Genomic DNA, 12,863 nt, shown 5'->3' with positions numbered 1-12,863 from the left:
CCCTTGGCCCGTCCCCTCCCCCTGCCAGTTACGGTTACGACTGGGGCAGGCCCCCTCACCTGTGATGGCTTTCTGCATCAAACTGCAACCGCCTTAGTCCTGGAACTGGAACCGACGCTCGCGACCGCCCCGGTGAATTTCCTGTCGGTACATGGATTGGTGCGGCAAACCCTCGATCGCATGCAGCAGGCCGAGAGTAGTTGCGTGCTCTTACAGCTTGTTGTGGATGCTATGCGGCAACTTACGGGGTACGATCGCGTCCTGATCTGCCAGTTCGATCCCCAAGGCGCGGGGGAAATCATTGCCGAAGCCAAGCAGCCCGACTTGGTCTCCTTCCTAGGGCAGCGTTTTCCCGCGACGGATGTGCCGACTGCTGTGAAGGAAAGCTATGCCAGCGGCAAACTACGGGCGATCCCCCATATCCAAGCTGAGCCAGTTCCCCTATTTCCTCCCCAGCATCCCCCGACGGGTGCTCCTCTAGACCTCAGCCGTGCTGTCCTGCGAAGTTCAGCCCCCTGTTCAGTGACCTACTACACCAATATGGGCGTGGCCGCTGCCCTGGTGCTCTCGCTTTGCCAAGCCCAACGCCTGTGGGGACTCGTCTCCTGTCACCATACAACTCCTAAACCGCTCTCCTACGAAACGAGGGCCGCCTGTGAACTGATTGCCCAAATGGCGGCTTCGGAGTTGGCGAACAAGCTACGTCAGGAGGACCTCAAACAACGGACAAAACTTAGCGTCCTGCGCTCCGAACTGATTACGTCTATTACCCAGGCCAGTAATCTCATTGATGCCTTAATCCAGCCAGAGGAGCGGCTGCTTACCCTGGTTGCTGCCTCTGGAGCGGCGATTTGTCTGGGCCATGAATTAACCCTGATCGGCACGACCCCATCAGCGGATCAGATCCGAGCTTTAATTCAATGGGCGGATCAGCATATTACCGAACCCTTATTCCATACCGCCTGTTTATCCCATGCCTATGCCGAGGCAGAAGCCTACAAAGCCACGGCCAGCGGTTTGTTGCTCCTGCGCATCTCGCGGGTACAACACTATCTGATCCTCTGGTTTCGGCCCGAAGTCATCCAATCGATCAGTTGGGCTGGGAATCCGGAGACGGGTATCCAGATTGATGAGGACGGACAGGTGCAACTGGGGCCGCGTACCTCCTTCGCCCTCTGGCGCGAAACGGTGTATGCGACGGCCCTACCCTGGCAACCCTTTGAGATTAGCGGCGCGATCGATCTCCGCAACGCGATCGTCGGCATTGTCCTGAACAAGGCGGATGAGCTGGGCCGATTAAACCAAGAACTCCAGCACAGCAACCGGGAATTGACCGCCTTTGCCTATGCTGCCGCCCACGATCTCAAGGAGCCTTTGCGGGGCATTTATAACTATGCCAATATCCTGCTTGAAGATTACAGCGCCGCCCTTGATGACGAAGGGGAAGAGTACCTGCTGGAAATTCAGGCATTTACGCAGCGGATGGAAACCCTCATCAATGCCTTGCTGCGAGTTGCCCAGTTGCGCCAGACGCAGGTAAAGCGACAACGAGTCGATTTGAACTCTTTGCTAGCGGAGGCTGTCGCGGTTGTGCGGGCCAGTCGGCCTGAGACCCCGTTTGAGTTACGGTTGCCCCGTCCCTTGCCCTCTGTACACGGTGACCCGATCCTGATCAATGAAGTGTTTCGCAACCTGATCAGCAATGCGATCAAATACCATGACGGTCCGGAGAAATGGGTTGAGGTCGGGTACCACGATCGGGAGACTCGTCATCGCGATCGTGCCCCGCAATCGCCCGAATCCGAACGAATTTTTTATATTCGGGATAACGGGATTGGGATTCAGGCCGAGCACTTTGATGACGTGTTTAAGCTCTTCAAACGCCTCCACCCCCAAGAACGCTATGGAGATGGCGCCGGGGTGGGTTTGGCGATCGTTAATCAAATCATCGAACGCCACGGTGGGCGGATCTGGGTTGAATCAACTCCTCGGCAGGGCAGCACCTTTTATTTCACCCTCACCTAACCCTACTGACCCGCACGGGTAGGACTGAGATTGACAAGGCTGAGCCGCCTTGTCAAGGACTGCCGATTAGACCCTCAGGGGCAAGTCAAGGTGTCGAGTCAGGTTTGCCAGGGCAAGCTGCCAGTTAAAGTTTAGTTGCACCATCTTGACACCGCACCATCCTTGTTCTTGACAATTTGGGCCATTGTGAGGTGTAATCTAGACGAAATTCGTCGCAAAAATGCGATTTTGCCACATACGGTGTTAAAAACGGAGGACAGGACCATTAACCCAACACCTGATCTCTCAACCCTTAAGGCTTCACCAGAAGCCCACGAACCGGTTTTGAAAATCTGGGGTCAGCAATCGCTGAGCGGAGAAGTCAATGTTTATGGAGCAAAGAATGCTGCTTTGCCGATTCTGGCAGGGGCGCTCCTTTGCTCAGGGGAATGTTTGCTCCGTAATGTTCCATCGCTGGTTGATGTCAGGCGAATGGGCGAGGTCCTGGCGGCGCTGGGCGTGCAGGTTAAACGTGGCCCCCAGTCAGTTACCGTCAATGCCCGCGATCTGAGTCAATCCCATGCGCCTTACGAACTGGTTAGCCAACTGCGGGCCAGTTTTTTTGTGATTGGGCCAATCCTTGCCCGATTAGGCACGGCACGGGTACCCCTGCCCGGTGGCTGTGCGATCGGGGCTCGTCCAGTGGATCTTCATGTGCGCGGCTTGCAGAAGATGGGGGCGGAGGTTCACATTGATCATGGTATTGTTCATGCCCAGGTGCGAGGTCGCAATCGCCGCCTGAAGGGGGCCAATATTTATCTCGACTACCCCAGCGTGGGGGCGACGGAAACGTTGCTGATGGCGGCCACCCTGGCTGAGGGCGAAACGACGATCGGTAACGCGGCCCAGGAACCCGAAGTGGTTGATCTGGCCAACTTCTGCCGTTCAATGGGAGCCGAAATCCACGGTGCTGGCACTAATACGATCACGATCGTCGGGGTCCCCCAACTCCACAGCACGGAATATGCCATTATCCCCGATCGGGTGGAGGCGGGAACCTTACTGATTGCTGGGGCCATCACGCGATCGGAGATCTTTGTCGCCGATGTGATTCCGGAGCATTTAACCGCCGTCATTGCTAAGTTACGGGAAATGGGTGTTCAGGTGACGGCGGAAGGCCAACGCTGTCTACGGGTTGCTCCTGGCCATGATCTCGTGGCCACCGATGTGGAAACGCTTCCCTATCCTGGCTTTCCGACTGATATGCAAGCACCGATGATGGCATTACTGACCCTAGGCAAGGGGGATAGTGTCGTCAGCGAAACGGTGTTTGAAAACCGGATGCGCCATGTTGCGGAACTGAATCGTTTGGGGGCAGATATTCGCACCAAAGGTAACCATGCGATTATCCGGGGGGTGCCATTTCTGTCGGGTGCTCCTGTTTTGGCGACGGATTTGCGGGCCTCAGCGGCTCTGGTCCTGGCTGGGTTAGCTGCCGAGGGGGTAACCATGATGCGAGGGCTTTATCACCTCGATCGCGGTTATGCCCATTTGGATCAAAAGCTGCAAAGTTTGGGTGCGCGTATCCAACGCACCACGATTCAGGTGGAACCCACGGTCGCGATCGTTGAGCCAGAGCCACTACCGTCCGTCTCCGCGTAACGGGCGATCGGCCTAGCTCCGCCAGCCAACGGGGGAATCCGTGACTAAACCCCGCGTGACCCGCTAGCCCACCCTTGGCCTTGGGGTGGGCTAGTCTGGCAGTCCTGTTCAAAGGCGATCCTACAAGACTACGATAACGAGTAACGGCAACCTAGTAGCTCAAAAAGTCAGTTCGGCAATGTTCGTTGTGCTGGCTTTAGCCGGCAACGACTAAAGTCGTTACTACCAACGTTGCGAAACTTTATGTTTGCTGTACTCTAGTAGAGTGTTAAGTCTCAGGTCGTTTGGGTTGTTGAGGCGTGTTGAGCCTACGGGACCCAAGACACCTACCGGTTTTTACCCAACATTTTAGGCTGGGCAAGTAGGTGGGTGTCGAGCCTAGGCAAGCTAACACCCTGATTAGTCTGGCTGACTGGGTGTACTACTGTGTTTGACCCAATTTACTTTCGTCGTGCAAACGACTCGCATCCCCACTGGGGTAAATCCCTACTAAAGTTGGCAATGGGGATGATACTCCTCTAGAAAAAGGCTGGCTGGTGACGAATTAGGTTAAAGAACTCTTCACGGGTTGTTTGCTCCTCAAAAGCACCCACCATCGAGCTAGTCACCGTCCAGGAACCGGGCTTTTGCACCCCACGCATGACCATACACATGTGGGTAGCCTCCATAACCACCGCCACACCACGGGGTTCCAGAATTTCCTGGATTGCCTCGGCGATTTGACGGGTTAGACGCTCCTGGACCTGAAGGCGGCGGGCGTACATTTCCACGATCCGGGCTAGCTTACTCAGACCCACCACTTTTTGATTGGGAATATAGCCAACGTGCGCTCTGCCCATGAATGGCAACATGTGGTGTTCACACAGGCTGAAGAACCCAATATCGCGAACCAAGACTAATTCATTGTGGCCTTCATCAAAAATGGCCCCATTGACCAACTCTTCCAGGGATTGTTGATAGCCCGCCGTCAGGAATCGCATGGCCTCCGCCACCCGCTTGGGGGTTTTCAGCAAGCCTTCCCGTTCCGGATCTTCACCCACGCCTAGGAGGAGTGTCCGGACGGCTTCGCGCATCTGAGCATCGTCCGGTTGGGCTGTTTTCGCATCGGCTTGGCTGGTGCCATTGCCCTGGGTTGGAGTGGCCGTGAGCGCGTCAGACAAGGAAATGGGGGGGCTGGTGCCATTAGCTGGAGTGCTGTTGACGATCGCACCGTTAGCAATTACACCATTGGAAGTTGTCATGGTCATCAGTCTCCTTCGGTTATCACCGTAGAAAAAACAGGGAAGAAAAAACAGGGCAATGTGTCGCCTCACGGCTGGGTTACCTTGTCTCCCTGCCAACTGGTCAACAGGGGGAAGCAGGTCCTAGGGCTGAGGCAGTCTAGCGTGCAGTCAGTCGCGGGAGGGGCGATCGGCAGACGATCGGTATGACCTTCCGGCTTACCGGCACTGGCCAGGGGATGGCTGAACATGGGTTGGAACAGGGGTCGGTCAACGCTGTTTTGCTCAGGTGCAACACACAGGCTCCTCGATAAAGGGGGGATGGCCCATGACCTTGAGTCCTAGCAACGTTAACCATTGAAGTAAAAGCATTCTTTGAACGAGATGGGTAGATATTGCTGAATATGGGAGATGGAATTGGGGGGTAGATTCATTATGAATGTTATGCCCATGGCAATTTTGCGGGTCATTCCTATAACCTTCTTAAGACAAAGGTTAAGCGATATCAGACTGACATCGCCTGAAGCGCCTGTCAGTAAGCAATTAGCAGCCCTTTCTACTCGGTTGGCCATGCATATAATGACGGCCCAATTACCGCTTCCTGATATCATTGTAATGCTAAATGAGAAAATGTAAATAAATGTTAACCACGCTCTTGGATCTGCGTCAGAACATCTAGGATTCCCTGACCCATTATCCCACGGCTGAGGCGCTGCTAACGGGCTGCTTAGGCAGCCTGTTCGGTAAACACACCAATGCGGCGGAATTTTTGGTAGCGTTGTTCTTGCAGTTGCAAGGGCGTGAGTTGACTCAGTGCAGCTAAATCATCCAGCAGGGCTTTTTTGAGCGTCATGGCCGCCTGGAGGGGGTCAGCGTGAGCACCGCCGATTGGTTCCGGGAGAAGGTGATCGAGAATGCCCAGGTTTTTCAGATCTAGGGCGGTAATCCGTAGGGCTTCGGCGGCCTGCGGGGCCTTGCTGGCATCTTTCCAGAGGATCGAGGCACAGGCTTCGGGACTGGCTACGGTATAGACCGAATGCTCGAACATCAGCAACCGATCGCCCACCCCAATCCCCAGGGCACCTCCGGACCCACCTTCGCCAATCACGGTACACAGAATCGGTACCCGCAGATTGAACATCTCGCGCAGATTGCGGGCGATCGCTTCCCCTTGGCCCAGCCGTTCCGCCTCCACCCCAGGATAGGCACCGGGGGTATCAATAAAGGTAATAATGGGCATCCCGAAGCGATCGGCGTGTTGCATTAGCCGCAGGGCTTTCCGGTAGCCACCGGGGGAGGCCATGCCAAAGTTCCGCAGCATATTGTCCTTGGTGTCCCGTCCCTTCTGGTGCCCTAGCATGACCACGGGCCGACCTTCGAGGCGGGCCAGACCGCCCACCAGGGCACGATCGTCGCTGCCGCCGCGATCGCCGTGGAGTTCGATCCACTCATCGGTCATAGCCTGAATATAGTCAAGGGTGCTGGGCCGCCGGGGGTGACGAGCCACTTGTAAGCGTTGGGCTGGGGTTAGACTCTGGAAAATCTCCGATCGCAGTTGCATGGCCCGTGCTTCGAGCTGGCGGATCTGGTCGGACACATCGACATCATTTTCTTCCGCTAATTGGCGAATCTGGGTAATACGGCCCTCAAGTTCAACGAGGGGTTTCTCAAAGTCGAGGAGCAGGGGTCTACGTTCTGGGCTAGCCATCTGGTTTGGGGGGAAAGCAGTCTTGGGTTAGGGAGTCGGGGTAGGCAGTCGCGGTCTGCCATCGCAAAAATGGGGCATTGATTAGGTTGGTGTCGAGTTTGCGAGACCCCATACGTTCAACCGCTTTGTTGGGGCGCACCGGGTTTGACCCAACCGACTCAATTAAGTATGACAGTTAAGCATGACAGTTTAGTCGTTTTGAAGTTGAGTGGTTTTGGGCTTTGAGTTCAGCACTCAGGACTCAGCACTGTTCAACGAGAACCTCCGTCAATCAGCCGCCACGATCGTGATCGGTAGTGCCAACGGTTGGGCACCTTTTTGATCAAACCAGGCTACGTTCTCTTGCACAAGGGTAAGCTGCAAAATATAGTCGCCGGGACGATCGGGGGTGACGATGTGGGCCGTTAGCGGTGTGCTTTCACCGGGGGGAACAGCAGTGGGCAAACGGGTACGCTCGCCTTCTTTAATCGCCAGGCTACCGTCGGCGTGTACCCAGTGGTAGGCCACAAACGTGGGAGGGGTGTGGGCTGAGTCCCAGGTGAAGTTACTGGTATTTTTAAGGGTGAGGGGCAGGGCGATTGTCTGAACAGCCGGCCATGACTGGGGGATAGGGGCATGGACGGTGATTTCGTGAGCGTAGACCTTTTGCTCAACATGCACCGGTAATTCGTAGGCTAGGGGATAGCTGCGTAGCACTTCATTATAGGGAGCTTCCACGACCAAATCCAAAACCAGGCGATAGTGGCCAGGGGTCACGGGGGGTTGAATGAGACCGATCGCTGAGGTCGGCTGGCCCTGAGGGGCAGTGGAGCGCAGATAGAGATAATTATTCACTAAGGGAACCGGGGTGCGACTAGCGTCGGGGTAGAACTGGACCCGCAGTTTGGTCCGACCCACGGTGCGTCCGGTTTCGTAGCCAAACCAGGGAGATTGACCGGTATTTTCCAGGTCCGCTTGGAGGAGAAGACGCTGGTTGATATCTAGTGGTAGGGGGTTCGGGAGGGGGTGACCGGCTTCATCGTTGAGACTCAGCAGTTTGCCTTGAAATTGGGCCAGATAGCGATCGGGGGTCGGTAAGGGCGATACGATTTGGAAGTAAATATTATTGGCCTCGCGCCGCAGTTGGGAGTCACGCCAATCCCAGAGCCGTTCGGTGCGCCAATCCACCGACAGGGGCACGGCATCCCAGTTCGCTTCCCCAAAAGCTCCGATCGCTTGGACGGCACTAGAGATCAGGGTTAGCCCCAAACAGGCAGTGAGGGTAGCGGCACTGGCTATCCGGTAGCGGGGAACTGTAAGCAATCGTAGTAACCAATCCCAGGCTTGGGCAATCAGGTAGGTCCAAATTGGCAAGAGATCGAGCATAAAGCGGGGACCAAAGGCAAAGCCGGCCCACCAAATAATGTAAAAACAGTAGGTAATAAATAAGACGATCGCGGCCCCCAGTAGGGCCAAAATTAACTGCTCATCCCGACAAGCCCGCCGTCGATATACCTGATAGGCACCGGGTAGGGCTAATAGCACGATCGGGGAATAGACCAATAACCCCCGACTGGGACTAAACAACAAGCCCGTAAACCCTTCCCAACCTTGGGCAATGTCCCATCGATAGGGACTCTCAATTTCAGTAGCATAGCCACCAAACGGGTTTTGGAAATAATAGAGATTCCAAGCGGCACTCAGGAGGCCAGAAAGAGTACCGAGGAAGAAATAGGAGGTGCGCCAGCGGTAGTGGTAGAGCACGTAAAGCGCAACGGCGATCGCAAATAGGGTACTGGTAGGACGCACCCCCGGCAGTAAGCCACAGAAAAGACCGACTAGGGTTAGGAGTAAATTTTGCGTCGTGAGATGGGGTATCCGGTTGGCCTTGAACAGGCAAAGTATGATGCACACAATCAGCAGATTGGCCACCGTATGCTGCCAAAGCCCCTGAGAATTGGTCACCCAAGTATTGGTGGCAATCCCAAAGATAAAACTCCCAACGAGCGCTACCCAGCGATTAAATTTCAGTCGCAGAATTAGGTAGAAAATCACGACAGAAAAAGCAGTTAAAAGCGCCGCAGCGAGGTGCTCACAGTTTAGTCGCCGCTCATCAAAGGCTAGCTCAGTCAAATTAAGGGGATCGACATACTTACCCAGGAGCCAGCCCTTGATCGTGGACTTAAATTCAAGCCATAGAAAAAAACACAGGTATAGGGGAAATGCGACTATCGCAGGGCCGATCGGATATAGGGAGGTGAGGTGGCCGTTGGCCGATTCGACAAAGAAGTAAGCATGCCCACGATCGAAAAAATAACTATCTCGGAAGTTATCGAAATGGAGAATCCCATTTTTCAGCCAGTTAAAGGCCAACAGCGTGTTCGGTACCGTATCCCCAGAACCAATTTGACGATCGCTATACCAATAGATAAACAGGCAAGCCGCGAAAAGGCAGACACTACTAATCCCTAGTTCCCGTTGTGAACACCAGTGTTTCGCCTGCTTCCAAGTGGGAATCATGGTTTGGCTAATCCTAGCGGAACAGGTTATACTTGAGAATACAGTAAATGGCCCGGAAACCATCGCGCCACCCAATTTTCTTGCCTTCCTTATAGGTACGACCGTAGTAGGAAATACCCACTTCATAGATGCGGCAATCGAGTTTGGCAACCTTAGCCGTGATTTCCGGTTCAAAGCCAAAGCGATTTTCTTCGATTTTGATCGACTGGATAATTTCCCGTCGGAATGCCTTATAGCAGGTTTCCATATCGGTCAGGTTAATATTGGTCAACATATTCGAGAGGGTTGTCAAAAACTGATTCCCGACCATGTGCCAGTAATACACCACCCGGTGGGGTTGACTCCCCACAAACCGGGAACCAAAGACCACATCGGCCTTATTATCCAAAATGGGCTTAATCATCAGGGGATACTCTTGGGGATCGTACTCCAAGTCCGCATCCTGAACGATGACGATATCCCCCGTTGCTGCGGCAATGCCGCTGCGCAGGGCGGCTCCTTTTCCGTAGTTCCGCTTATGGTAAATGACCTGATCAACCTGGGATGCCAGATGGGATTGTAGGTATTCGCGTGTCCCGTCAGTGGAGGCGTCATCAACCACGATGATTTCCTTCTGCGCAACGGGAGCCGATTGCACGGCGGCAATAACCTGCGCGATTGTACCCAGTTCGTTATAGCAGGGGATGATAACGGAGAGTTTCATCAGCCTCTATCCCTGATTCAGACAACAGCTAAATTTTCTCCGCTTATCCTAAGCGTTAACTCAAGGTCAGTAAAGGGCGAAATCCATGTTTGACGGAAAGCTGACCAATTTGCTGCATTTTTTCCACGGTGATCTGGTTACGCCCCCAGGAAAAGTTGGTATACCATTTTTCAAATTCCAGCAACATTGATTCGGCAAAGCAAGCAAACAATTGACGGGCAGGAATGTCCATCTTGACGATATTCATGATATGCCAGTCAATATCCAGCGAGTGTTCAACGATACCGCCATTGAGGATATGAATGCCGGGATGCTGAACTTGACCAGCGAGATTTTTGGGATAGCCCCCGTCGATCAGCAGGCAGGGTTCCTTCAGCCGTTCCGGATTGATCTCAATTCCCTTCGGCATACTGGCGACCCAAACGATCACATCGGCCAGGGGTAGCGCCTCGTCGAGTCCCAGGATTTTACCCCGACCTAATTCAGCTTGGAGGGCGGCCAGACGTTCCTGATCGCGGGCCACCAGTAAGAGTTCTGCCACATCTACCTGGGTGTTCAGCCAGCGACACACGGCACTGCCAATATCCCCCGTCGCACCGCAAATCGCGATCGTGGCTTTGGATAGGTCAATCCCCAAGCTGGGGGCAGCGGCCTCGATCTGACGACAAATGATATAGGCGGTATGGGTGTTGCCGGTGGTAAAGCGTTCAAACTCCAGGGTGACATTGCGCACTTGGCTCATCTGGCCGAGGTTGAAGTTCTCGAAGACGATCGACGAGAATCCCCCCAGAGCCGTAATATTAATCCCGGCTTTTTGGGCATGGGCCATTGCGTTCAGAATTTTGCGGATGGCAGCCTTGATGCGGCGGTTGGCCAGCATTTCTGGCAAGAAGCAGGATTCAACATAGCGCCCTTCGATTTCCTGGCCGGTAATGCTCTTAACGCGGATGGTATCGACGATTTGGGGCGGGGCCGCACACCAAAAGTCTAACCCTTGATCGGCATATTCGGGATAGCCCAGTTCCCGTGCGACAGATTGCGCGTGCTCTAGACTGGTAAGGTGACCAATAAGACCAAACATGAAGGTTAGTGACCAGGCTCCTGGAGCAAAAAGGTAAACAAAAATTTAAGTCTCTTCAAAAATATACAACATACGTGGTCAGGTCGGTCAGGTTCAGGTCCCCAGACTCGGCGCTTCTCTACCCTTGGCCTAACGGCAAGGGCTGGGTTGTGATTGAGATGCCTGCAGGGCATTAGCCCGCCGTCCAAACCCGACAGATGAGTGGCCACATTGTCTATCTTGGCGTGACCCCAATCGCGATCTTTAACCCATTACATCCTTCTCCTTTAAACCGTGATTACGCTCACTTAACGTTGGGCTAATAGCCTAGCATAGGGGATCGGTGGGGAGCATCCCAGTTTGGCAACATACAGCCCTCATCTCCCAACCCCTTCGCCCAAAAGGGGCGAAGGGGGGCCAGATTTTCAAGTCTCTCCCGTCCTGGGAGAGGGGTTTAGGGTGAGGGTAGCAAAAGTGGGATGCCCCCGATCGCTGTGCCTGATCGCCCGACTGCTTCATTGATATGTCCATTGATCAGCAAACTAACGTAAGAGTGAGTGTTATGGTAGCCAGTCATCGCTGGTTTGGCTTTAAGCAGATTGTGCCGCAAACGATCGCTGCGGTAGTGGCTGTCACCACTGCCTTGGGGTTAGCGGGAACTGGGGTGCAAGGCCAAACACCGCGCAACCTGATTCAAATTGACGGTTCCAGTACCGTTTTCCCCATCACCGAAGCCGTTGCCGAAGAATTTGAGAAGACCCAACGGGCAGCGGTGAACGTTGCCGTAGGGATTTCGGGCACGGGGGGCGGGTTCAAAAAGTTCTGCAACGGGGAAACCGATATTTCCAATGCCTCACGTCCCATTAAAGCTAGCGAGATGGAAGCCTGTAAGGCTAACGGGATTCAGTACATTGAACTCCCTGTCGCCTATGATGCCCTGACCGTTGTCATCAACCCCCGCAACAATTGGGCCACCAGCATGACGGTTGCCGATTTGAAAAAAATGTGGGAACCCAGTGCCGAAGGCCAAATCCGACGCTGGAATCAGGTTCGCCCAGAGTGGCCAAATCAAATGCTGGATCTCTACGGTCCTGGCGCTGACTCTGGCACTTTTGACTACTTCACGGAAGCGATCATGGGCAAAGCCCAGGAAAGCCGGGGTGACTTCACCGCCAGTGAGGATGATAACGTGCTGGTGCAAGGGGTTCTGCGTAACCAAAATGCTCTGGGTTACTTCGGCTTTTCCTACTACGAAGCCAACCGGAATCGGCTCCGGGCCGTCGCGATCGACAATGGGAATGGCCCCGTCTACCCCTCGCGGGAAACCGTGGAAAATGGCACCTACCAACCCCTCTCTCGCCCTCTATTTATCTACGTCAGCACGAAGGCCGTGCAGCGCCCGGAAGTTCAAGCTTTTATCGAGTTTTATTTTAACAATGTGGCAACCCTGGCAGCGGAAGTTGGCTATGTGCCCCTACCCGCTGAAGCCTATACACTGGCCAAGCAAAACTTTGCGGCTCGGAAGACGGGTTCCATTTTTGCCAACCGGGAAACGATCGGGGTCAAAATTGCGGATCTCTTGCGTTTAGAAGCTCAGCACTAATCGCCGCCACTGGCATCGGCATTCTGTTGAGCAATATCCCCTTGAGCAATATCCCCTAATATATTCCCCTTGGAGTCGCCATCGTTGCTTCAGGGGGTTTTATTCCCCTTATCGCTTTCAGGGATGGCTCCCGATCGCGCCGCCTCTTCCCCGCTGACTGGCACTCAACCCTCACTGCATGATTAGCCTATGACTGCTACTGTTCCGCCTGCTTTTCGCCAGCGGCATCGTTCCCCGTGGCGCATGATCTATCGCCCCATGCTGGTGATTTCGTTGGCGTTGCATAGTGCCTTGCTGGCGGTGCGGTTACCCGCTGATCCGCCACCCCCGGAGCCGCAACCGAGTCCCACCCCCACGCTTTCCCGGCTCACTTCCTTAACCCCGGCTCCCCCAAAACCGATCGC

The 12,863-nt window shown here is 54.5% G+C and carries 10 protein-coding genes; 4 read left to right on the top strand and 6 right to left on the bottom strand.

Features of this window, described 5'->3' with window-relative positions:
• Both ACWIUF_RS19320 and murA read left to right on the top strand, forming a co-directional pair.
• The coding region (locus ACWIUF_RS19320) for an ATP-binding protein (RefSeq protein WP_448574167.1) at positions 1 to 2,025 on the top strand (2,025 nt) is incomplete at its 5' end.
• A 162-nt stretch (positions 2,026 to 2,187) separates the two neighbouring features.
• Entirely contained in the window at positions 2,188 to 3,666 is a 1,479-nt protein-coding gene (gene murA / locus ACWIUF_RS19315; protein ID WP_448574166.1) for a UDP-N-acetylglucosamine 1-carboxyvinyltransferase, read from the top strand.
• Positions 3,667 to 4,184: 518 nt separating this feature from the next.
• Here the strand turns inward: murA and folE are convergent.
• The 6 genes from folE to ACWIUF_RS19285 form a co-directional block, all read right to left on the bottom strand.
• Positions 4,185 to 4,907, bottom strand: coding sequence for a GTP cyclohydrolase I FolE (gene folE / locus ACWIUF_RS19310; protein ID WP_448574165.1), 723 nt, complete (start codon positions 4,905 to 4,907; stop codon positions 4,185 to 4,187).
• Positions 4,908 to 4,975: 68 nt separating this feature from the next.
• Entirely contained in the window at positions 4,976 to 5,137 is a 162-nt protein-coding gene (locus ACWIUF_RS19305; RefSeq protein ID WP_448574164.1) for a hypothetical protein, read from the bottom strand.
• A gap of 476 nt (positions 5,138 to 5,613) precedes the next feature.
• Positions 5,614 to 6,594, bottom strand: a complete 981-nt coding sequence (accA, locus tag ACWIUF_RS19300; RefSeq protein WP_448574163.1) for an acetyl-CoA carboxylase carboxyl transferase subunit alpha — start codon at positions 6,592 to 6,594, stop codon at positions 5,614 to 5,616.
• A gap of 267 nt (positions 6,595 to 6,861) precedes the next feature.
• Entirely contained in the window at positions 6,862 to 9,093 is a 2,232-nt protein-coding gene (locus ACWIUF_RS19295) for a hypothetical protein (RefSeq protein ID WP_448574162.1), read from the bottom strand.
• A 13-nt stretch (positions 9,094 to 9,106) separates the two neighbouring features.
• The gene (locus ACWIUF_RS19290) at positions 9,107 to 9,796 is read right to left on the bottom strand and encodes a glycosyltransferase family 2 protein (protein ID WP_448574161.1); all 690 of its coding nucleotides are present in this window, start codon (positions 9,794 to 9,796) and stop codon (positions 9,107 to 9,109) included.
• 55 nt (positions 9,797 to 9,851) lie between these two features.
• Positions 9,852 to 10,877, bottom strand: coding sequence for a long-chain acyl-[acyl-carrier-protein] reductase (locus ACWIUF_RS19285; RefSeq protein WP_448574160.1), 1,026 nt, complete (start codon positions 10,875 to 10,877; stop codon positions 9,852 to 9,854).
• 541 nt (positions 10,878 to 11,418) lie between these two features.
• On the opposite strand from ACWIUF_RS19285, the gene ACWIUF_RS19280 reads away from it, so the two are divergent.
• Positions 11,419 to 12,459, top strand: coding sequence for a PstS family phosphate ABC transporter substrate-binding protein (locus ACWIUF_RS19280; RefSeq protein ID WP_448574158.1), 1,041 nt, complete (start codon positions 11,419 to 11,421; stop codon positions 12,457 to 12,459).
• A gap of 189 nt (positions 12,460 to 12,648) precedes the next feature.
• Positions 12,649 to 12,863, top strand: a 215-nt coding sequence (locus tag ACWIUF_RS19275; RefSeq protein ID WP_448574157.1) for a hypothetical protein, incomplete at its 3' end; no start/stop codon positions are given.

The sequence above is a fragment of the Trichothermofontia sp. genome (assembly GCF_053493415.1).
Note: the sequence above shows the minus strand (reverse complement) of the source record. Positions and strands in the feature narration are given on the sequence as shown.